The organism is Cohnella thailandensis (assembly GCF_014212135.1).
GTDB lineage: Bacteria > Bacillota > Bacilli > Paenibacillales > Paenibacillaceae > Cohnella > Cohnella thailandensis.
On the sequence record NZ_JACJVQ010000028.1, the window covers coordinates 114,307 to 137,579 of the forward strand.

Here is a 23,273-nt window from a genome sequence, read left to right on the forward strand (position 1 = left end):
TTGCTCGGATTCTCCGCATTCGAGTCGGATGGGGGAAGGGCTTGGAGATAGAGACGGCGTTTCGGGCCTTGATTGCCATTCCATCTTCAAGTCTTTTCTTAAAAGATCGTTAGACTTTTCTCATAAAGCTCGGATAGGGCTGAAGCGGTTTCTCATGATTTTCAGCTAATTTTAAGGTAAGATCGGGCGGTGCGTGACATAATGAAGGCAAAGAAAGACGGCAAATACAAGCTCGTTCTATCGGGATACTACGGATTCCGGAACAGCGGGGACGAGGCTGTGCTGCTGAGCATTCTTGCCGCTCTGGAGAAGGAAGCGGCGCAAGAGGGAGTCGGCGTGGAGCCGATCGTGCTGTCCGGCGATCCGGCCTGGACCGAGAAGCAATACGGGGTCCGGGCCGTGCCGCGGATGAAGCTCGGCGAGCTCCGCAAGGCTCTGGGAGAGAGCGACGGGCTGATCAGCGGAGGCGGAAGCCTGCTGCAGGATGCGACCGGAATGGGCTCCATCCCGTATTATCTGGGAGTGATGGAGCTCGCCCGAATGCGCGGCAAGCCGACGTTCGTGTACGCGCAAGGCATCGGGCCGGTCAATCGCCCGATGTTCCGCCCTTGGATCGCGCGCGCGTTCCGCAAAGCGGCGTACGTGAGCGTGCGCGACGCCGGATCGGCCGACCTGCTGGCCGACTTCGGCGTCGCCAGGGACCGGATCGACGTCGTGCCCGATCCGGTCATGGGGCTTCCGCTGCCGGAGGGCGCGGGCTCTCGCTCGGGTTCGAGCGAGGGGGCGGCCGCCGGCGGCGGCGGGACTGGCGCGGACAGGCCGATCGTCGGCGTGTCCGTGAGGTTCTGGCGCTCCGACCGCGCGGACCTGGACCGCGTGGCGGGAGCGCTGGGGAAGCTGGCCGAACGGCGAAGCGTTCGGCTGCGCTTCCTGCCGTTCCATCGCGGCTCCGACGAAGACGCGTCGCTGTACGTAATGGAACGGCTCGGGCGCTTCGCGGCGGACGCGGAGATTGCCCCGTCGCACGAAGCGCCGCAGGAGATGCTGCGCGAGGTAGACCGCTGCTCGCTCTTGGTCGGCATGAGATTGCATTCGCTTATCTATGCCGCGGGCCGGGAAGTGCCGCTGCTCGGACTCTCCTACGACCCGAAGATCGATCAATTCCTCGGTCAGCTCGGCGCGCGGGCGGTCGGCACGACCGATTCGCTGGATGCGGATCGGTTCGCGGAGACGGCAGCGAAGATGCTGGACGATCCTCAAGCCTGGCGGGAGAAGTCGCACGCGGCGATCTGGCGCCTTCGGGAAGAATCGGCCAGGCCGGCGCAAAGCATCGTACGCTCGCTGCTTAATCCAGATAGAAGGTGACGTTAAATGACAGGAAATAGCAACCTTAGGCCCTTTCCCACCGTCTCATTATATGGAGTGCCCTTCTCCAAGATGAATATGAGCGATACCGTGAAGTATTTGACGAAAGCGGTCGAGGAGAGAAAGCCTCACCGAATCGTAACCGGCAATCCCATCATGCTGATGGCTGCCGCCGAGAGCGCGGAATACCAGCGCATCCTGGAGACGGCGGATCTCGTCGTTCCCGACGGCGCTGGCGTCGTCTGGGCGGCCCGGCACGTGAAGCAGCCGGTTGCCGAGCGGGTCGCCGGCTTCGATCTTCTGCACGAGCTTCTTCGCGAAGGGGACAAGCGGGGGTGGAGCGTGTTCCTGCTCGGAACCTCGCAGGAGATTCTGGAAGCGGCGCACGACAACCTGAAGCGGCAATATCCGGGGGTCCGTTTCGTCGGAATGCGAAACGGTTACTTCAGAGATGACGAAGACGCGGAAGTCGTCGCCCAGATCCAAGCGGCCAAGCCGGATCTGCTCTTCGTGGCCCGCTCGGTCGCGAATCAGGAGCCTTGGATCGCGAAGTACCAGGAGCAGCTCGGCGTTCCCGTCATGATGGGGGTAGGGGGGAGCTTCGACGTCATTTCCGGCAAGCTCAAGAGAGCTCCGGCGATTTTCCGCAAGTTCGGATTGGAATGGTTCTACCGCTTGCTGCAGGAGCCGAAGCGTTACAAGAGAATGTTGGTACTGCCTCAATTCGCCCTTAAGGTCGTTAAAGACGGAGATAAGGTTCTAAAAACAAGATGATCTCTTGTGAAAAAATCATGAAAATGAACGATACGAGGAAATTCGCCGGAATTTGGCCGAAAAACTGCCTTGTTGAATTCGGTGGAGCCGGAGTATAATTCATTCCGGTGATCACACAAAGGGGAGTTATAGAGATGCCGATAGGCTGGTTGGTTGGAATCGGAATTGCCGGATTTGCACTGGCGCTAGGACTAGCGCTCGCGCTTACGCCGCTCGTCAAGAAGTTTGCCGTCAAGGTTGGCGCCATGGACGTGCCGGATCATCGCAAAGTTCATACGAAGGTCATGCCCCGTATGGGCGGGTTAGCTATCTACGCCGCATTCACCGTAACGATTCTGCTTTTTCTGCCTTGGCTGCCCGATAGCCTTCTAAGCGAACATGATCGGAACCTGATCATGGGGATGCTCGTCGGCGGCACGGTTATCGTGATTCTCGGAGCGATGGACGATCGCTTCCAGCTCAACGCGAAGCTCAAGTTTCTCGTTCAGATCGCGGCGGCTTGTATCGTTGTTTTCGGATATGACATCAAGATTAACCTTGTTAATATACCGTTCGGATCGGCCATGCAGCCGATGGGAGATTGGCTCAGCATTCCGCTTACGATCTTCTGGATCGTCGGAGTGACTAACGCCATTAATTTGATCGACGGCTTGGACGGGCTGGCCGCCGGCGTATCCGGCATCGCGATCGCGACGATTCTCGTGATGGCCGCGATCATGGGCCAAGGCTCCGTTATCCTGCTGTCGGCCGTCCTGCTCGGAGGAGTCGTCGGCTTCCTGCACTACAACTTCCACCCCGCGAAGATCTTCATGGGGGATTCCGGGTCGCTTTTCCTAGGCTTCGCTCTCGCGAACTTGTCCATGCTCGGATTTAAGCAAATTACGATCGTATCCTTCGTGATTCCTATCCTTATTATCGGGGTTCCGCTGTCGGACACGTTCTTCGCTATCATTCGTCGATTGGTCAACAAGAAGCCGATTTTCGCCCCGGACAAAGGGCACCTGCACCACAGACTGCAGCAGCTCGGTTTCAGCCACCCCAAAACCGTCCTTATCATCTACGGCATCGCGGCCTTCTTCGGAGCCTGCGCCGTCATTCTCTCGGTCGCCACGAGCGCGGGAATGGGCAACTGGGTCACGTTCATCGTCATCTGCGTGCTGATCTTCCTGCTGCAGATCGGCGCCGAGGTCATCGGGATCGTCGACAAGACGAAGCGTCCGGTTATCAATTTCTTAAGAGGCATGTTCCTCAAGCAGCAGACGGATAGTCGGTCTAAATAATTAGTTAATTGTATTAAAGAATTAAGGCTCATTTTCTTGGATCCGCCATGACGGAGAACAAGGATATGAGCCTTTTTTATGCTCAATGCTTAAACATTTGCTGATAGAAACCGATAAAAAAGAATATAGAACTTTTGTAATGTTTTTTATCGGATGGTCGTCAAATGGAAAGTGAGTCATCTGGCTCTACATACAGAAGGAGGCACCCTAGTGAAAAAGTTTGTTTCTCTATTTATGGCGGTTATTCTTGCCGTCACGCTGATCCCCTTCGGAATCGGCAAGCAGGCAGATGCGGCCGCAGACGCTCCGTTCTATTTCAGCCCGGATATTACGAGCTTGAAGAAGACGGCTACCTACAGGATCGATAATTCCAATACGACGGACACGCTGTTGTCGCGCGACAACGCTTATATTGTGTACCAAAGCACGCTTTCTTTCGAAGGTGCTTATGCGAATGTGCTGCCGACCGGCATGAGCGCCAGGATCGAGCATTTGAACCAGAACTCGAACGGAACATGGACGGTCGACGCGGCTCAATTCACGACCGGCGTCGTACAGGCCGATTCGGGCACTTCGCCGCGATTCAAGGCCAACAGTCTATCCCTGTTCAGCGGGATGAACCGCGTTACGCTGATCGGGATGAACGGATCGAATCAAAGGTCGGATTCGTTCTACGTGCTTTACGATCAAGTTCCTTATGTGGAGAATCTGTTCGTGAGGAGCGGAACGGCGGAGATCAGTCTGAACGAAGGCTCGCAGGCTGTCGTTCCGAACCAAACGGTGTTGCCGCGCGGAACGGTGCGGAACACGAACGAGGTCACGCTTAGCTTAAACGGCGCCTCTCCGTCTCAAATATCGGTTCCGGACAGCGGCGTTTTGTCTCTGCCGGCGCTGACGCTGCAGCCAGGGCTGAATACGATCACGCTGACGTTGAAGAACGGCTCGGACACGATCACGATCACTCGCCAATTGTTCTACTATAGCGCGGTGAACTCGTTTACTAGCATTATCATGCAATACGGTGCAGACACGTTCGAACTGGCTAATAATACGCCTTCCGTGACGACTAGTAAGTCGCCTGCTGATCAAGCGGAAGGACTTACGGTTACGATGCTGGTCCCGGACATCTCCGCCGCGACGCCGTTCGCAGGCAACGCCGATTACAGCATCAACAGCACCGTAACGGGCACGGTGAATGCGGCCGATATTATCTCCGACACGCTGATTCCAAGCAGCGATTCGACCATTCCGAACTATCGGCTTATCAAATTCAAGCTTCCTTCCTTCCCTTTGCAGAAGGATAGCCTCGGCAATCTGCTTGCCGATCAGAAAGTACAATTAAGCTTGGCCTATCCGGATACGACAACATCGTCGGTGACAGCGAGATTTCAATTTCTTCCTGGAAACACGGTTATTAAGGACATGCAGCTTTTGACCAACTATAACCCTATCGTCGACCCGGATGTGACCAGTGCCGATCGCTCTCCGCTCAAAGGCGCGGAAGTAACCGACTCTACCTTCTATATCCTGTTGACCGCGGACAAGGCGCTTGTTGCCGGCACAAACGATAAGCTGTATGGCAAGTATCTGCCGTACAGCACAACTCCGCTCACTTTGACGAGGGAATCGGGTGCGACGGGGCTAGCAGCAGATGGAACGCAAGCCGTTTATAAAGTCACGGGCTTCCTAAACGGTCAGCAAACCGTCCAGTTTCAGCTTGGCAGTCCGACAAAAGCATTTGACGCGGCTTATGCTGCCAGCATCTCGTACATTCAGAAGAGCTACATCTATATTGCCAATCTGACTGACGGACAACAGGTGTCTTTCGACTCCAAAGCGACGACCACCGTGAACGTTAAAGGCCAATATTTAGGCTTTGACGATCTTCAGGATGAGCAATATGTCATTAATGGCATGTCTTACGCTTATACGACGACAGAAATGAATAGCACCACACATGCATTCGAATTGAATCTGACGGTCGATTCAAGCATACTCGGCAAACTGGTAGCGGGCGAGAACCGCCTTACTTTCAAAGGGACGAATGTAACGCCAGGCGGCGTCCGTCAAGATGTGGTCAAGGAGATTCGCATTTACCTGGTCGACAAGAACGTGCCGACAGTTGCGAAATTCCAACCGGCCCTGGGCGAGGGACGCGTGGGCTTTGTCCTTGCTGGCCTGGATAATTACGATGCGGATATGTCGAAAATCATGTCCGTATCGCCGGTGTTCAAGCCCGTCGACGGCCATTATGAAACGAACGAGACTTTGTACGATCTCGTCATTCGCGGAAGCGGCGCTAAATTCGCTGAGTTGAAACTGGGGTCCGAGAGCATCAGCGGGCCGATTGAGATTCCGGAATCCGTTACGTCCAGCACGACGGCAATCCAAGGCCAATTGTCTTATAATAGTACTCATCCGTATTACTACGATCTTATCGGGGACAGCGGGGATTTCATCCTCCGGATTAAAGACATCCCATTCCCGGATGAAGGTTCGCGCGTGTACAATTTGGTGTTGACGAACAGTTCGGGCGCAAGCACGAGCCAACTGCTTGAGATTACCAAGGTCGTCTCCCCGTACCGCATCCTTTCGCCGGTTGCGACCGTAGGCGATCAGATCACCGTCAATAAGAACTTCGTTCACTTCGATATCGAAGCTAAGGGAGCCACTGACGTTTTGATCAATGGCGTGAGCGCCACCAAGCGTGAGGATCTGGCGAACCGCTTCGTCTACGACTTCGTAGGTTTGAAACCGGACAAGGCAACCTCTATCAAGATTCAGATTCAGCAGGCCGGCAATTCGTTCACCGAGACCGTTTCGGTTTTCTACTCATCGACGGTTCAAGTGGACAGCCAATATATGCAGAAGATGGGCAGCAAATTCAGCATCTTCAACAAACAATTGGAACTGACCTTCCCGAAGAACACGGTTCTTAAGGCGGCGACGCCTAATGCGAACCAAGTGACCAAGCTTTATACGGATACGAACCTGCTGTTCGGCATTGCCGATCCGAATACGGGAATCGTGGAGCGCCGGAACGACTATGGCGACATTATCGGGGTGGACCCGGACCAACGGACTGACGCGAACTTGCCTGTCGGTTCCCGCGTCGTTCTGATCGATTACCTGCTATCCGAGTTTTATACGAACCCGACGGCATTTCTGAACTTCTCGAACGTATCGCCGACGTATTGGATTAGCGGCGGCGTAGGGGAAGAAAGAAACGTAGGCGAGACCGGGTACAAACCTGCAACCAACGGCTTAACGCCTTATTCGATCGAAGGAGTTTTCGGAGTATCGTTCCCTTCGGAACGTAAGGTCGTACCGACCAATCGCGGCGAGCTTACGCTTAAGTTCGACGAAAGCGTCGTCGATGAGGCCGGAACCACCATCACGGTGTTCCGCTTCACGGATAAGAAGCAATGGGAGAACATCGGCGGCGCGGCGGACATGAAGAAGCATACCATTACCGTTCCGTTCGACGACTTCGGCTACTATAAAGTAGTTAAGATGAAGAAGAGCTTCTCCGACATTACGCTTCACCCGTGGGCGCGCAACATTCTGAACGCCCTGTATTCCAAAGGAATCATGAATCCGCTCAAGATCTCGGAGTTCGGAGTTTACGATACGACAACCCGCGGCGAGTTCGCGACATTGCTCGTAAAGGGTCTGAATATACCGTTGAATTATGATGCGAACAATACATTCCCGGAGATTACGCTCGGGCTAGAGACGACGACTTGGGACTATGCCCATATCGAGACCGCAGCGCGCGCCGGCATTGTTACAGGCAATACGGACGGATCTTTCGGCGCAGACGATCCGATCACGCGTCAAGACGCCGCGGTGATGATCGCCCGGGCGCTCGAACTCAAGATGGCGACCAATGACTCCAAGCTGGAAGCCGCGCTGGCCAAAGCGTTCGTTGATTCAAGCTCCATTTCTTATTATGCGCGGCCGGCTGTCGATGCCGTGAATAAGGCTAAGATCATGACAGGATCGTCTACGACCTTGCCTGGACAGAAGAAGCCGGTTTACAACTTCAACCCGCAAAGTCCGATGACGCGAGCGGAAGCGGGCAAAGTGGCCGTAGAGCTGCTCAAGCTGAGCACGGATATATTCTCGTCTAACTTGAGCTAATGGATTACTGAGGTATTCTGTTGATTTACAATGAATGCTTGGCAGTAAACGATGACGGCAAAGGGACAACCTCCCTGAGCCGTCATTTTATTTTCGCTTATCAATGGTCTAGACGAGATTGGATGGTCTGGAAGAACTTTGGCAATGACGGTGCGCTGCCCATCGGCTATACTGATGAAGGTTAGACGATACATAATCAGATGTGGGAATTTGTTCAAACGGTTATTGAAAAAAAATTGCGAAGTTTTATTAGGAAACCGCAACTTTTCTAATGCTCGTGCGTCTAATTACATGCTGCGTAAACAGAGGGACTAGAGACTCAGAGTCTAGTGCTGAAGCCAAGAAATCTCTTTACGCTCGTTTGTCGTCAATGTATAATAGGTTAAGTGGCATTTATTGCCTGGCTTATTTCTGTGCGTTTACTAGTTTCTGCGACATGATTCTTCCTTAGAACATGACCGTAGACATCAATTATAGACAATGCTCAACTCCGGAAAGGGGGTGAAACGCCGATGAGAGATTCGAGCTACAAATCTTCTAAACAAACAACACAACAGATTCCTTTTCAAGGAGGAGAAAAAAAGGTTATGAAGAAAAGTTTGTCTCTTCTTCTAGCACTGGCTATGGTATTCGGCTTGTTCGCATCCATGGCTTCTGCTGCTGATACTGAATTGACTACTGCTCAAAAGCTGCAGCAGCTGGTCGACAAGGGTGTACTTAAGGGTAAGCCGGACGGACTTCCGCACTTGGAAGACAACCTGTCCCGTGCAGAATTCGCTACGATCGCTATCGCGATCGCTGGCATTGCTCCATCCACTAGCACTTCTTCCGCATTCAAAGACGTTAAGGTTGGCCAATGGTGGACGTCGGCTATCCAAGCCGCGTACGAAGCTGGTCTCGTTAACGGCGTAGGCAACTCGCTGTTCTCGCCTAAGGCTAACGTAACGGTTGAATCGGTAATCAAGGTTGCCGTAGCGATCGCTAAGCTGACTCCTGTTGAAGGAGCAACGGTTGCAGGCACATCCGCTTGGGCTGGTCCTTACGTCCAAGCTGCTATCGATGCCAATCTTCCGGTTCCTACGAACTACAAGGCTCCAGCTACTCGCGGTCAAGCAATCGAACTTGCTTACGCCGTATTCCAAGGCCTGCAAGTTAAGCCGCTGAACGATGTCAAGGCTGTTCTGAACTCCGATGACACGATCACGGTAACGGGCGTCACTTATGGCTCTGACAGCGTTAAGGTTGCTATCGGCAATGGTACTGCTGTTGCTGCTACGGTGAAGGAAGACGGATCGTTCACGTATACGACGCCTGCTCAAGCAGCTGGCACGTACACGCTGACGGTAACGGCTTACAAGGGCGAAACTTCCCTGGCTTCCACGACGGCAACTGTAACGGTTGATGGCTTCGAAGTATCTTCCGTGACGGTTCTGAACGCTAAGCAAATCGCTGTTAAGTTCAACAAAGCTGTTCAAGAAGGCGTAGCTGTTGGCGGCCATAAGTATGGAGTTGGTTCCGCGAACTCTTACTTCTCCCTGGCTAATGGCGCTACAACTTACCCGACGGCTATCGATCTGAGCGACGACAAGACTACGGTTACGTTGACGTTCGCTGGTGGTTTCAAGCTGAGCTCTTATTCCGAAATCACGGTTAGCTCCAGCCTGAAGTCCGCTTCCGGCAAAGCAGCAACGGCTTACAAGCAAGCTGTCCTGCTTGACGACACGACTGCTCCGACGGTTTCCGGCGTATCCTACTCCGGTGGCGCTGCTACGGTAACGTTCAGCGAGCCGCTGGTTGACGCTGGTGTTGTTTCCATCAATGGCGCTCAAAAGGGTACTGTCTCCTCCACTTCTGCTGTTTACTACACGATCAACCGTAACAGCACGGCTGCAGGCAGCAACTATGGCGGCGATATCAAGTCCATCACGATCTACAACCTGAGTGCTGATACGAACTACACGCTTAACCTTGTTGGCGGTTATGACACTGCTGCTGTGTACTCTACGACGCATGCTCCGAACTACTTCGATTACACGGCAACGATCAATGTGCCGTCCGACAACACCGCTCCTACGATTACTTCCGTAACGGTTGAAGGCGATGTTATCACGGCTAAGTTCAGCGAAGCAATCAGCGTAGCTGGATCTGTATATCAAGGTAGCGTTGACAATGTTGGCGTAGCTGGTATTGTTGATCCTAATGATAACACGGTTGCGACTTATACGGTCGGCTGGCGTTCGGGTTCGTTCCTGAACACTACTGCGATCTTTAAGGGCTATAAGGACCTGGTTGGCAATACGGGTTCCAACTTCTCCGCAGCAATTACGCTGACGCTTGACACTGGCAACCCAACGGTTGCGAGCGCGCTGTATGACGGTACTTATCTTGCAATCAAATTCAACGAAGCTCTGAGCACTGTTGACACTACCAAGACTCTGACCGTTAAGTACACGAACTCGAACAACGTTGTAACGTACCCGAACATTTCGCTGGCTAGTGCAACGATTGGCTATGACGTTAACAACGACGGCGATGTAACTGATTCCGGCGAGAACTTCTACCTCCGCGTAGCTGCTTCTCTGAGCAACGGTACTTATTCCATCACGGTACCAAGCAGCTCTGTATACGATAAGGCTGCTTCTGCCCATGGCAATGACTCCGGCACTGTGTCTCTGACTGTGTCTTCGAGCACGACGTCTGGCAGCGTTACGGTGACTGTTTACACGAACGGTCTGAGCACTGACACTGCACATTATGACGGCACGCTCAAGAACAACCAAATCAAGTTTGACTTCAAGAACAAGAAGCTGACGACTGCTGCTCTGGATAAGTCCAAGTTCCTGATCAACGGTGCTCCATTGCCGGCTGACGCTAACCTGTACTTCTTGGGCGACACGAATGTCGTTATTGCTGAACTGCCAAACGGCGCTATTCCGGTTAACGGATACCGCACGATCAAGGTAGTTAACATTGTTGACGAGAACGGCAACACGCTGTCCAGCACGCTTGCTGACGTTCAACAAACGGTTTACATGAAGGAAAACCTCAAGCCTGTTGCTCAATCCGTTTCGGTTGTTAGCGACACGCAAATCGCTGTGACCTTCAGCGAAACGCTTGGCACTCTGCCTAGCACGCTTGCTAGCGGTTTGACGGTTAAGGTTAACGATGTTTCTGTTACGATCACTAGCTGGAACGTTTCGGATAATGTTCTTTACCTGAACGCTACTAGCGCACCGTTCTCTGCTTCCAAGACTACTTCTGTAGCTGTTTCTGGTTCCAGCATCGTTGATACTAACGGTAACACGGTTGCTGACGGCACGGTAACGAAGTAATCAACTGCCTTACAAAAAGAGCAAACCTTAGGGTTTGCTCTTTTTTATTTCTATAAAGGTAGCAAGTTTAGCTGAGAATCATTATTCTTTATTGATAATTTAGCAACTATTAGGAGGAATCTTGCGTCTAAATATTAAAGAATATTCAGCTTGGATTCATCTTCTGTTCATGTTCAGAAGCTATACTTGTCTTAATGAGAATAGGGAGGATTACATAATGAGAAGCCAAACCAAGAAAAACAGGTTACTGCTAGGAGTGACGAGCGTTGTCCTGGCGACGGCTCCGTTCTTCTCTGCAGCCGAAGCTGCTATGGTTACAACAACAGTACCGGCTATTACGGCTGTTTCTAAAGTTGTAAAACCTATTTATCTAAATGCGAAGAGCTATATTAATTTGGTGGACGTGAGCCTGGCTCCAGCTGACAATGGGCAAACAGCGGCCTTTAGGCTCAGCGTGTATAATGGCTCCACTGCGGTGTTAGATCTATCCGATTATTTGCTCCAACTAACGAACACGGCTGGAAGCAGTTATACATTAAAAACAGCATCAGCTGACAGCTTGACGGCTAAGATTGCACCGGGTTCGAAGGTGTTCATTACTCTATATGCATCTGTCGGAGAGTCGACCAAGCTATCTGATTTGAAATTTCGGGTTAGCAAGTTCGACTTCAGTTCAGCCGGATATGTCAAAGGAATCGGAAGCTTTACGTTCCCGACCACTTATACGAATATTGTAGGCGTAGGTTCTTACAAGGCCTTGTACTACAACAATACGACGTTAAACACTAAGGTGTACACGGCGTCCGTTGGCGCATCCGGAGAGAATAACTATGTGAATATCAACTTCGTCTATAATAATACGGGAAAGAATGCCGTAACGCTTAGCAAGTATAAATATTATATTATGACAAACGAAGGAATTATTTACCAAGCAACAACAGAAGAAGAGGATATTACGATTGATCCTCTTGAACGCAAAGAGATTCAGTTGACGGCAACGGTTCCAGCGAGCCTGAAGACAACGGGCTGGAAGCTTCTTATCGTAAATGAATCCGATGCTGCGGCGAAGCTTCCGGTCGGTTCTTACCAGCTAAGTTTCAGCGGGGCTCCTATCGCGACTAGCACCGATAGCTTTACTTATTCTAACACGAACGGTAAATATCAATTTAAACTGGCCAAGCTTCTCCGAGAACCAATGGATAGCAAGGATATTCTGGCGGCTAGAATTCGAATTACGAACCAAGGTACCGTATCGGCCGATCTTCCGAACATTTCTGGATATTTCTACTTAGATGATAAAGTGAAACTCGATTTTAAGACGGTTGCTTCCAGTAACCAATTTGGGTTAAATGCCGGCGGCTATGTAGACGTTGATGTTTATGCAACGCTTCCTGCGAATTATTCATTCACCAAAGCCAGCATCATTGTAAACAATAAGACGGCTGCAGATACAACCGCCGTTAAGATTGGTCAACTAGGGACAACGTCCGCCCAAACGAGTCTGCCGGTTAATACGTTTGATAAAGCGTATTCTATAGCGCGCGAAGGCAGCCAAATGACGGGGACGATTAATGGGGCAAAGGTGTACACGGGATTAAGTACAAAGCTGTTCACGGTACAAATGGCTCTCGCCAGCGATGAGAAGCGATCTATCGACCCTGTGAACTTGACGGCCTACTTTATAAGCGATAATGATGAGATCTTCCCAGCAACGATCTCCACGGGTACGGGCAAGGTTAATCCGCAAGGGAAGTCCCTTGTGACATTTAAAGCAAGCGTGCCACTGGGTTACGATACGTCGAAGCTTCGTTTAATCGTCGGCGAAGGCGTAACCGATACGGCATATACGACGGGAACTGCAATTGCGAATGCTTATGTTAATGGAGCCATATTTGCACTACCTGCAGAACAAGGAGTAACGAACTCATATCAGAACTTGACTCTTTTACCATATAATCTGTCCATCAATACATTTACTCCAACCATCTTGGGGGATAATGTCAAACTTACCTTTAAGTACGACCTAAGCAAAGATACCAGCTATAACATCTATCCGACGGATACAAAGTACCTGATGACGGTTGTTGGAACCGATACGGATGATGGAACGGAATATACGTATATATCCCAAGACCTTACAATAGAAGGCGATGGCGAGAGTGCTCTAACGGTAGGCGATGATAAGACCATTAGCTTTGAGAAGGCTAATCCTTATGGAGGAGTAGACAGCACTCTTAGGTTCACCGTACGCTTATATGAAGTGATTGATGGAGCTAAGAAGCTTGTGGCTGAAAGACCGATGGGGTACTGGTTCCTTGATAATGATTGGACGCAAGAAGCATTAAGTTAAAACAAATTATAAGAAAGCACCGATGTTATTGACATCGGTGCTTTTTCATAATTCGTCAAAATCCCCGGTAAACTGTGATATAATATTAATTATTTATCAGTTTCGGAAGGAGAGGGCCGATGAACCTGAATCCACCGGCTAAGCTTCTCCGCGGGCGTGCCAATATCGATGAGATGGAAGTTATGGCTAGAATAAATGCCCGTTCACATACCAAAGTGAAATGGATCCAAAGCGGCTTATTTATCCTTGAGTTCATTATCTACTTAATGAGCTATTTTATGTTGTTTATATATAAGGTTCTCCCCGAATACAAAGAGTCTTCGGTAAATCAAATCTTGAATTGGGGCAAGCAAATCCCCGTGTTAGATGATTATCTTATATTCTTTATTTGCTATATAGGATTATTCTTCTTATCCCTATATCAGAAGCAATACTATAAGCTAGATAAGGAGTATAGTATATCCGATGAACTTGGTAAAATCATAAGCACCGCCTTTATTTGCTTCTTAATCACGATAGGCATTTCTTTTCTGCTCAAAAATACAATGACGTATTCAAGATTCGTGCTTCTCTCTTTCGTAGTCTTGGTCATTGTAGAAGCGGGCTTGTTCCGTCAAATAAGAAAGAGTCTTTTAATTCAACTTAAGAAAAAAGGGGTCATAAACCAAAATATTCTTATAATCGGAGCCGGAAGAGTAGGGCACCAATTGAAGAGCCAAATGGATAAAGCTCAAACGGGTGCCGCGATAGTTGGATTTCTAGATGATAAAGAAACTGGTCAAGAGATAATCGGAGAGATAAAAGACCTAGAATCTATCCTGATTAGAAATCGAATCGATATTCTCTATATTACGATTCCATCCGCTCGAGATAAGATAAATTCTTTGTTAAGTCGCATTTATAAATACCAGGTCGACATCCGCATCATCCCGGAGCATTTTGATCACATTAGTTCCATATACGAATACCGCCATGACTTTGAATTTCCATGTCTTCAGATCGTAAAGACACCATTAAGAGGATTAAATTTATTAGTCAAAAGATTCATGGACATCAGTTTATCGGCCATAGGAATTGCACTGATTTCACCCTTATTGGTTGCCGTAGCTATAAGTATAAAAGCAACGACTAAAGGTCCAGTCCTTTATAAACAGAAGAGAATAGGCAAGAATTCATTGCCCTTCATGATGTATAAGTTCCGAACCATGGTCGTCAATGCGGATGAGATGAAGAAGCGATTGATGAGCAAGAATGAGGCTTCAGGTCCTGTGTTCAAAATGAAAAATGATCCGAGGGTCACCCGAATTGGAGCATTCCTTCGCAAATATTCGATAGACGAGCTGCCTCAATTGATCAACGTACTGCGAGGCGATATGAGCTTAATCGGTCCTAGACCCCCATTGCCGGAAGAAGCCGAACGTTATACGGATCAGCATTGGAGAAGGATGGATGTTCGTCCTGGAATGACGGGACTTTGGCAAGTTAGCGGCAGAAGCGATCTTACCTTCGACGAATGGGTGGATCTAGACATACAGTATATTGAACATTGGAGTCTAGGGCTTGAATTGAAGATATTGGTGAAGACGGTTCCGGTTGTGCTCAAGGGCAGCGGGGCATATTGAGGAGGAAGACGAGTTGGCAAGTAAGCAAAAGAAACAAACGGCACAGCTCCAAAAAAAAAGTGTCGGGACTTGGGAATGGCTTGCATTTCTCATGTTTGGGATATTCATGGTCCTTTGGCCATTTCAGTACGGTTTTTTTAACGGTGCAGGGCTGCATTCAGACACGCAATTTTTCTTCGAGAAGAAAATCTATTATGGAATTCTTCTTGGCATTCCTATCTTGCTTTTGGTTATTGCTAAGTTCATTCGAGCTGAGAAGTGGGAGCAGAGGCATCTTATTGCCTTAATTGGTTTTGCATTGCCACTGCTCTATTGGATTAACTCCTTTAGGGCGGAAACCGCGTATATGAATAAAATTTCTTTGCACAACTCCATCATGTTGTATGCGTTCTTTGTAATGGGGATATTGATTTCCGGTTCCGTTCCAACCCTTAAGAGATTGATTCATTTCTATTACGGCATCGGCAGTCTAGTCGTGGTTTATAGCTTTGGTTACCTTTTCGGCAACCGATATCGTATGGATGCATTGGTTTTTAGCGATGAGGTACGGCTTACCTCTATCTTCACCTATGCTAATGCATATGCGGCCTTTCTCATAACCTTGTTACTAATAACGGTTTACCAATTGACAAGCGTAACGAAACGTTCCATTCAGTTGGCTTATGCCATTATGCTGGTTCCCATCTGCGTCTCCCTTCTACTTACCTTATCACGCGGAGCTATGCTTATGCTTCCCGTGATAGCGATTGTTGCTCTCCTTCTAGTTAATTTGAGAAGACAACTGCTTATCCTAATATATGTTGTAATTGCTTTTATTCTCTCGCTATCTATTCAATCTTCTCTCTCCGACAAGGGATTGGCCGTTTACAATCGAATCCAGGCTTCATTGTCGGCAAGCCAACCTGTTAAGACGGTATCTTTCTTCTCTAGCGACTCGATTTTTGGATGGCTGCAGGTTGCAGCTGTTGCTGTCATCATGATGGCAATCGTCTATGTAATATCTAAATATAATGAGAAAGTCCGACTGGAAAAGTGGAACCGAAAGCTAGCTCAACTTTATATCCCGGTCATCCTAGTTATTGTTTCGATAGCCGGATTTGTTTCACTTCGGGCAGGTCTGCTTAATTCCATATTGCCTAAACAGCTCAGCGAACGGTTAAATAATTTCTCCTTTAATACCCATAGCGTGCTTGAACGCTTCACCTTTTATAAAGACTCTCTTACGCTTTGGAGAGAAAATAAGCTAATCGGAGGAGGAGGAGGGACATGGGAAGCTCTATATGACCGCTATCAGTCCTACCCTTATGTCAGTTCTCAGCCGCACAGTTACTTAATCGATCTATTGCTCGACACGGGGTTGATTGGATTGCTCCTCGTAGCGGGAGGATTCCTTTATCTCATAGTAGCTTTTCTATATCAATTTTATAAAGGCAAAATTAACGAGCGCAACGACTACCTGTTGTTCTTGCTACTTCCATTGAGCATCCTTCTTCATAGCGTGATCGATTTTGAGATGACCTATTCTTTCTTTGCCATACTCGTATTCTTCTGTATTGGCGTATTGGCTGGGCAGCAAAGGAAAGAGATTTTCGCAAACAGGAAGTCGGCAGAACATAACGGAGCAAAGTATGGCATGGTCGCGCTTTGGGCGGTCTTGGCGATATATTTGCTGATCGGAACCGCGAACGCTTTTACTGCCAATTCCAAATATACGAAGAGCCTTGAAATGCTGTATGCGCAAATGCCATTCAATCAACTAACGGATGAGCTGGAAGCTGGATTAAAAAGGGTGCCGGGACATCCGTTTATTCTCAAGCAGCTGGCAGCTAATTATACGGGGGCTTTTACCCAAACCGGAGAGCAGAGTTATGAGACAAACGCTCAAAAGTATACGAACCAGCTGATTTCAGCCGAACCGAATTCGAACTTGTCAATCAAAGCTCAGTATAGCCTTGCGACAGCATTGAAGGATCAGACAGCGGCGAATCAAGCAATGGAAGATGCGATGTCCAAGTTTCCCTATGAAATAAGCTATTATGAACAAGCAATAAAGGATCGCTTTCAACAGTGGTTAACCTATCAAGCTGCAAACGACTCCAATAACCAACAGGCGGAAGAGACCGCCATTCGCGAGATCGTGAGTCTCCATGATGAGCGTGCGCAGGAGCTGACTAAACTATCCAAGAAGATCGTTTACATTCGCACATTTACGTGGAGTGAGGAGACCAAAGCTATTCTAGAACAACTTAAAATCTAGCGAAGCAACGCTTATTAAGGTAACGAGAGAGGAGAATAACCGGATGCGTAAAAATATGAAAATTCTCAGTGCAGCAATCGTAGCAGCAAGCTTACTTGCGGGAGTGGGATACTACCAAACCGCAATGGCAGATAGCAGCACTACTTCCCCTGGAAGCACGAACGATCCGATCGTAACGAAGAGCTATGTCGATCAGAAAATATCGGAGGCGCTTGGGACGGGAACCGGAGCCGACTCGGGCACATCGTCCTCTAAACTTGAGGTTGTTACCGTCCCGATAGGGAAGAAGCTCATCGTGGAGGATGGAGGAGAGGTCATCGTCAGAGCTGGCAAGGCCATCGCCTATAGTCCCGATGTCAACGGACTATCCGACTTGACCGATGGGTTGGATATTGCTCCGGGCAAGGCCGTTGCCAATAACCATCTTATTCTCTTCCCTCGTGCTGGAAGGGGAGTGGAGGCAGATCCGGCCCAGAAGAACGGCCTTACGGTTCTAGTAAGAGGGAAGTATAATATCCAGTAAATTACCTCCTAGCATTCAACAAAATAAGTCAATAACTGTGTGCATTCATGGTATAATGTTTAATAATGTGCTTGAGCGAGACTAGTAAATGAAATCGGCGGTGCGCGCAGTTCATGAAGTCCTTAATCTATCGAGTAATCTATAAACTGGCCATCTCGATGAAGAAGTTCTTGTTGCCCTTTATTCCCCAATCCATGCGGAAGAAACTTAAGCGAAGGGTTCTAGATAAAGCTTTTAATTTACAAGAGTTAGATATACGTTCTTTGAATTCTCCCTCAATGAATATCGACGGAATCAATTTGATTGGTTACGTCAGAGCGGAGATGGGATTAGGCGAATCGAGCCGAATCGCTGCCAAGTGCTTAGAGACCACATCGACTCCTTTCGTGATGATGAATTTTGTTGGCACGAATACAGCCAGAATGACGGACTTAACTTGGCAGCACAAAGAAGTCGAGAAGCCGGAATATAATCTGAACATCTTCCATATCAACGCCGAGCAGATGATCGAGGTGTACACTCACTTCGGTCCCTCTTTGTTCGAGGGAAGATATAATATTGGTTATTGGCACTGGGAATTGCCCGAATTCCCCGATGACTGGCTGGACGGATTCAAGTTCGTCAACGAGGTTTGGGTCCCCACCGCTTTCGTGGCCGAATCCGTATCTGCCAAGAGCAATGTACCGGTCGTGGTCATCCCCCATGGTATCGAAGTCAGATTCGACGAACCTCGCGATCGTTCCTACTTCAACTTGCCGGAAGAGATGTTCCTGTTCTTAACCATGTATGACGTGAAGAGCTTCCAAGAACGCAAAAACCCGATCGCTTCCATAGAGGCATTCCAGAAGGCGTTTGAGCCGACAGACAGCCACGCTGGTCTTGTTGTCAAAGTAAACAACGCTCATTCCAATAAGGAAGACATGAAGCGTTTGTTGTCCATAACTCAGGGCTATCCGAACATTTTTATTTTAAATGAGACGTTAAGCCGAAATGATACGAACGCGCTGATAGCGTGTACGGACAGCTATATTTCTCTTCATCGAAGCGAGGGTTTCGGACTCGGCTTGGCGGAAGCAATGTACTTGGGTAAGCCGGCAATCGGTACCGGGTGGTCGGCTAACATCGACTTTATGAATGAACAGAATTCTTGCCTGGTTCAATATGAATTAATCCAAATCAACCAGGATTATGGACCCTATACATCGGGGCAATATTGGGCTGAACCCGATATTCAGCATGCAAGCGTCTATATGAGTAGGCTGGTGAACGATCAAGGATATTATCAGGAAATTGCCGAGAACGGCAAACGTTCCATTCAGGATTATTTCTCTCCGCAAGCGGTCGGGATTAAAGTCGAGAAACGCCTAAGCGAGATTCGCGACATACTGGGAGGCAGGCAATGATAATTACAAGTCTGATCATGGCAGGAGGCAAGGGAGAGAGGTTCTGGCCAAAGAGCAGAACTAACTTGCCTAAACAGTTCCTAAATATATCCGGCAACAAGTCCATGATTCAACAGACCGTCGAGCGATTAGAAAGACTCATGGAAATCGATCAGGTCTTTATCGTTACCAATGAGAGCTACGCCGAACTAATCCGAGTGCAAGTCCCTCATCTTCCGGAAGAGAATATCATCATAGAGCCGGTTGGTAAAAATACGGCTCCTTGCGTTGGCTTGGCGGCCATACAGATAGAAAGAAAATATCCGGATAGCACGATGGTCGTACTCCCGTCCGATCATATTATCAAAGACGAGGAGGAGTTTCTTCGGACTCTACGGGCTGCAATCGAAGTAGCGTCAAGAGATACCAATATCGTGACTTTGGGGATCAACCCCCTCTATCCGGAGACAGGTTATGGATATATTGAGAGTACAAACCACACCGTACAGATAAACGGGTTGGAAGTGCATTTGGTTAGTCGTTTTGTCGAAAAGCCAAACCTTGAAACGGCAGAGAAGTATATCCAGCAGGGGGGGTTCTATTGGAATAGCGGGATTTTTGTTTGGAAGACAACAACCGTTCTGCAGAAGATTAAAGAATTCCTACCTGTAGTTTACGACATACTCTCCACTATTCGAACGGCATTGGATGGACCTGATAAAGAGCAGACAATTAAGTCGGAATTTATCAAGATGCCAGATGAATCTATCGATTATGGCATAATGGAGAAGTCGGATCATATCTACGTTATTCCATGTAAACTAGGTTGGGATGATGTAGGTAGCTGGACCGCTCTGGATCGGATTAATGACCGAGATGAAAATGGAAATGTTATAATAGGTCATACTCTTAACATGGATACCAAGAGGTGCATCATTGAGAGTAATAATGGCAAGCTTATTGCCACTCTTGGGATAGAAGATCTAATTGTAGTGGATACGGAAGATGTTACCCTAATCTGTTCAAAAGATAAGGCTCAAGAAGTAAAGCGTCTGCTTAAAGAGTTGCGATCACAGCATCTTGTACAGTACTTATAAATTGATAAGGGGATAAAACGATGACGAAGAATGCATTAGTTACGGGAATTACTGGACAAGATGGGTCCTATCTTGCGGAATTATTACTCTCTAAAGGATATAAGGTATACGGCTTGCGTCGTAGAACGAGTATGCCAATGATGGAGAACATTGAGCACATTGAAAAGGAAATCGAGTTTCTTGATGGAGATTTGATGGATCAAGGTTCGCTAAGTCAAGCTGTTAGAATTGCTAAACCGGATGAAGTGTATAATTTGGCTGCACAATCGTTTGTAGGTTCGTCTTGGGACCAACCGTCTTTAACTGGCCAGTTAACCGGCATCGGAGTTACCAATATGCTGGAAGCTGTACGTTTAAACAGACCGGAAGCTAAATTTTATCAAGCGTCTAGCAGCGAAATGTTTGGTAAAGTAGTCGAGACTCCCCAGAAGGAAACGACTCCATTTTACCCTCGCAGTCCTTATGGCGTAGCAAAAGTTTATGGACACTGGATTACGGTAAACTATCGCGAGAGTTATGATATGTTTGCTTGCTCGGGAATTCTGTTTAATCATGAGTCTCCTCGTCGGGGCATCGAGTTCGTCACTCGCAAAGTTACGGATGCCGTGGCCAAAATAAAGTTGGGACTTCAAAAAGAGCTCCGCATGGGCAATCTCGATGCCAAACGAGATTGGGGATTTGCGGGGGATTATGTCAAAGCTATGTGGCTTATGCTGCAACAAGATAAGCCGCAAGATTATGTTATTGCAACCGGTGAGACGCATACCGTACATGAGTTGGTTGACATAGCCTTTAACCAAGTGGGATTAAACTGGAGAGACTACGTTGTCATTGATCCTCGATTCGTTCGGCCCGCAGAAGTCGACTTGTTGCTAGGCGACTCCTCCAAGGCACGCCAAGAGCTTGGTTGGGAGCTGGAAGTAAACTTCGAGCAACTTGTTCGTATGATGGTAGAAAGCGACCTGGAAAAGAACAAACGGCTTCTACAAAATGACAATGCATTTATTAATGTATAATTTACTTAGTGAAAAGGGGCATATTGCTCCTTTTTAACTATTAATATATGGTTATTTTCAAGGCGGTGTAGTAATGTTCGTAAATATGCTAGAAGTCTATAAGTATAGGGAAATGCTTAAAAATCTAGTGATTAGAGATTTGAGGACTAGATATAAAGAATCCGTATTAGGCTTTCTTTGGACGCTTCTTAATCCTATACTTATGTTAATTATTTATACGATTGCATTTAAAACAATTATGAGAATGGACATGCCGAATTATAGCGTGTTTTTGTTCTCTGGTCTTTTGCCGTGGACATTTCTTCAAACAGTCGTTTCGACGAATACATCCATAATTGTTAACAACAGCGGTTTGGTTAAAAAGATCTACTTTCCTCATGAGATTCTGCCTTTGAGCGCAACGCTGGCCGGAGCGATAAACTATCTGCTTTGTTTAATAGCGTTGTTTATAGCAATGCTTTATTTCCACATTGATTTTACTCTTTCTCTTATCTATTTCCCGTTAATATTATTGATTGAGATTATCTTTATTCAGGGTCTAAGCCTATTATTCTCCTCAATTAACGTTTACTTCAGGGATGTTAGCCATATCGTAAGCATTCTTTTTATGGCTTGGTTTTATTTGACTCCTATTTTTTATCCATTGTCGATGGTTCCAGAAAAATATAGACATCTGTATGAGTTGAATCCGATGACAAAGATGGAACAAAGCTATCAAGCTATTTTTTATTATGGACAAGCCCCGGAAATAAAGGGAATCTTAATTTCTTGCGCCTACGCATTAGCTTCGTTCTTATTAGGTTCTTTTGTTTTTAATAAGTTGAAAAAGAAGTACGCTGAAGAGCTGTAGAAAGGAGATATTCCATAATGGATGCTGCCATCTCCGTAGAAAATCTTAAGAAGTCTTTTCGAGTATACCAGGAAAAACCGGCTACCTTAAAAGAAAAGCTGTTAAGAATCAGGAAGGATCAGTACAAGGAAATTCCAATCGTTAACGATGTTTCCTTTACCATTAAAGAAGGAGAAATGGTCGGACTTATTGGGCAGAATGGTTCTGGGAAAAGTACGCTGCTCAAATTGTTAACACAAATCATTTATCCTGCAAGTGGTAAAATTCAAATAAATGGAAGAGTGTCGAGCCTGTTGGAATTGGGAGCAGGATTCCATCCCGATTTTACGGGGATTGAGAATATATATATGAATGCTTCTATATTCGGTCTCAGTAAGAAGGAAATAAGCAAAAGAGTAGATCAAATCATAGAATTCTCCGAACTGGAGGAATTCATTCACAATCCTGTACGGACTTACTCTTCGGGAATGTATATGAGACTTGCCTTTGCAACTGCAATCAATGTCGAACCCGACGTGTTGCTTGTGGATGAAGTGTTAGCGGTAGGAGATGCCTCTTTTCAGAGAAAATGTTTAAATAGAATCAAAGAATTAAAAAACAAAAATAAAACGATCGTATTGGTCACTCATGATCATGGGGTGGTTGAAAGACTCTGTGATCGAGCAATATGGCTTCAGGCTGGCAAAATACGCGAAGATGGCCCTCCAACGCAGGTTGTTAACGAGTACTTGAAGTATTTAGCGGAACAGGATGCCAGTAGAGAGACTGCTGGGGCTGCAGAGGAGCAAATCGTAGAAACTGCAGAGCTTGAGAGCATTGAGGTAGAGGAGAATACGCTCGACTCGGCCCTTCGATGGGGATCCAAAGATATTGAGATAACTGGCGTTAGGACATTGAATAGGAAATCTAGTCAGGAGTCTTTATTTGCATCAGTGGATTCCATGGTCATTGAGATCGATTACATCGTTAGAAAGAAATTGTCCGATACGCCCATTTTTGGCGTTGCTATCCATACGAATGATCGCATAAGAGTATATGGAACAAACACTCAAATTGATGAATATGAGTTGGATACGACTATTAAGAAGGGGACGCTGCAATTCTCTATACCCGCCCTTCAACTAACAGAGGGAGACTATGTTCTAGACGTCGCAGTTCATGATACCAGCGGTAAAATGTTCGATTATCATACGGAGTGTAAAGCATTTCGAGTGATTTCAAGAGTCAGAGACGTTGGAATCTATCAGATGCCGCATGAATGGAATACGATAAAGAGGTGATT

The 23,273-nt window shown here is 47.7% G+C and carries 14 protein-coding genes; all 14 read left to right on the top strand.

The genetic code is table 11. The annotated features are described in order from the left end of the window. Positions 1 to 201 precede the first annotated feature (201 nt). Entirely contained in the window at positions 202 to 1,365 is a 1,164-nt protein-coding gene (gene csaB / locus H7B67_RS28680) for a polysaccharide pyruvyl transferase CsaB (protein ID WP_185123329.1), read from the top strand. Positions 1,366 to 1,437: 72 nt separating this feature from the next. Continuing rightward, positions 1,438 to 2,139, top strand: a complete 702-nt coding sequence (locus tag H7B67_RS28685; protein ID WP_425353873.1) for a WecB/TagA/CpsF family glycosyltransferase — start codon at positions 1,438 to 1,440, stop codon at positions 2,137 to 2,139. A gap of 149 nt (positions 2,140 to 2,288) precedes the next feature. Next, a complete protein-coding gene (locus H7B67_RS28690) occupies positions 2,289 to 3,419 on the top strand; it encodes an MraY family glycosyltransferase (protein WP_185123390.1) in 1,131 nt (376 codons plus the stop codon). Between the two features lie 210 nt (positions 3,420 to 3,629). Continuing rightward, entirely contained in the window at positions 3,630 to 7,562 is a 3,933-nt protein-coding gene (locus H7B67_RS31380; protein WP_185123331.1) for an S-layer homology domain-containing protein, read from the top strand. Between the two features lie 512 nt (positions 7,563 to 8,074). Next, the gene (locus tag H7B67_RS28700; RefSeq protein WP_185123332.1) at positions 8,075 to 10,894 is read left to right on the top strand and encodes an S-layer homology domain-containing protein; all 2,820 of its coding nucleotides are present in this window, start codon (positions 8,075 to 8,077) and stop codon (positions 10,892 to 10,894) included. 217 nt (positions 10,895 to 11,111) lie between these two features. Continuing rightward, positions 11,112 to 13,244: a hypothetical protein gene (locus tag H7B67_RS28705; protein ID WP_185123333.1), complete on the top strand. Its 2,133-nt coding sequence runs from the start codon at positions 11,112 to 11,114 to the stop codon at positions 13,242 to 13,244. Positions 13,245 to 13,363: 119 nt separating this feature from the next. After that, the gene (locus H7B67_RS28710) at positions 13,364 to 14,866 is read left to right on the top strand and encodes a sugar transferase (RefSeq protein ID WP_185123334.1); all 1,503 of its coding nucleotides are present in this window, start codon (positions 13,364 to 13,366) and stop codon (positions 14,864 to 14,866) included. Between the two features lie 13 nt (positions 14,867 to 14,879). Then, complete coding sequence (locus H7B67_RS28715) at positions 14,880 to 17,123, top strand: O-antigen ligase family protein (protein WP_185123335.1); 2,244 nt, start codon at positions 14,880 to 14,882, stop codon at positions 17,121 to 17,123. A 43-nt stretch (positions 17,124 to 17,166) separates the two neighbouring features. Beyond that, a complete protein-coding gene (locus H7B67_RS28720; protein WP_185123336.1) occupies positions 17,167 to 17,646 on the top strand; it encodes a hypothetical protein in 480 nt (159 codons plus the stop codon). A 113-nt stretch (positions 17,647 to 17,759) separates the two neighbouring features. After that, the gene (locus H7B67_RS28725; protein WP_185123337.1) at positions 17,760 to 19,049 is read left to right on the top strand and encodes a glycosyltransferase; all 1,290 of its coding nucleotides are present in this window, start codon (positions 17,760 to 17,762) and stop codon (positions 19,047 to 19,049) included. Next, the gene (locus tag H7B67_RS28730; protein WP_185123338.1) at positions 19,046 to 20,125 is read left to right on the top strand and encodes a mannose-1-phosphate guanylyltransferase; all 1,080 of its coding nucleotides are present in this window, start codon (positions 19,046 to 19,048) and stop codon (positions 20,123 to 20,125) included. The genes H7B67_RS28725 and H7B67_RS28730 overlap by 4 nt, the downstream gene beginning before the upstream one ends. Positions 20,126 to 20,145: 20 nt before the next feature. Continuing rightward, entirely contained in the window at positions 20,146 to 21,141 is a 996-nt protein-coding gene (gene gmd, locus H7B67_RS28735) for a GDP-mannose 4,6-dehydratase (protein ID WP_185123339.1), read from the top strand. 73 nt (positions 21,142 to 21,214) lie between these two features. Further along, positions 21,215 to 21,991 (top strand): ABC transporter permease, encoded by a 777-nt coding sequence (locus H7B67_RS28740; RefSeq protein WP_185123340.1) that lies wholly within the window; start codon positions 21,215 to 21,217, stop codon positions 21,989 to 21,991. Between the two features lie 17 nt (positions 21,992 to 22,008). Continuing rightward, positions 22,009 to 23,271, top strand: a complete 1,263-nt coding sequence (locus tag H7B67_RS28745; protein WP_185123341.1) for an ABC transporter ATP-binding protein — start codon at positions 22,009 to 22,011, stop codon at positions 23,269 to 23,271. The last annotated feature ends 2 nt before the right edge of the window (positions 23,272 to 23,273 follow it).

Coding starts and splice junctions, on each gene's coding strand:
- csaB (WP_185123329.1), top strand. CDS start 202: ATGAAGGCAAAGAAAGACGGCAAATACAAGCTCGTTCTATCGGGATAC.
- H7B67_RS28685 (WP_425353873.1), top strand. CDS start 1,438: ATGAATATGAGCGATACCGTGAAGTATTTGACGAAAGCGGTCGAGGAG.
- H7B67_RS28700 (WP_185123332.1), top strand. CDS start 8,075: ATGAGAGATTCGAGCTACAAATCTTCTAAACAAACAACACAACAGATT.
- H7B67_RS28705 (WP_185123333.1), top strand. CDS start 11,112: ATGAGAAGCCAAACCAAGAAAAACAGGTTACTGCTAGGAGTGACGAGC.
- H7B67_RS28710 (WP_185123334.1), top strand. CDS start 13,364: ATGAACCTGAATCCACCGGCTAAGCTTCTCCGCGGGCGTGCCAATATC.
- H7B67_RS28720 (WP_185123336.1), top strand. CDS start 17,167: ATGCGTAAAAATATGAAAATTCTCAGTGCAGCAATCGTAGCAGCAAGC.
- H7B67_RS28725 (WP_185123337.1), top strand. CDS start 17,760: ATGAAGTCCTTAATCTATCGAGTAATCTATAAACTGGCCATCTCGATG.
- H7B67_RS28730 (WP_185123338.1), top strand. CDS start 19,046: ATGATAATTACAAGTCTGATCATGGCAGGAGGCAAGGGAGAGAGGTTC.
- gmd (WP_185123339.1), top strand. CDS start 20,146: ATGACGAAGAATGCATTAGTTACGGGAATTACTGGACAAGATGGGTCC.
- H7B67_RS28740 (WP_185123340.1), top strand. CDS start 21,215: ATGTTCGTAAATATGCTAGAAGTCTATAAGTATAGGGAAATGCTTAAA.
- H7B67_RS28745 (WP_185123341.1), top strand. CDS start 22,009: ATGGATGCTGCCATCTCCGTAGAAAATCTTAAGAAGTCTTTTCGAGTA.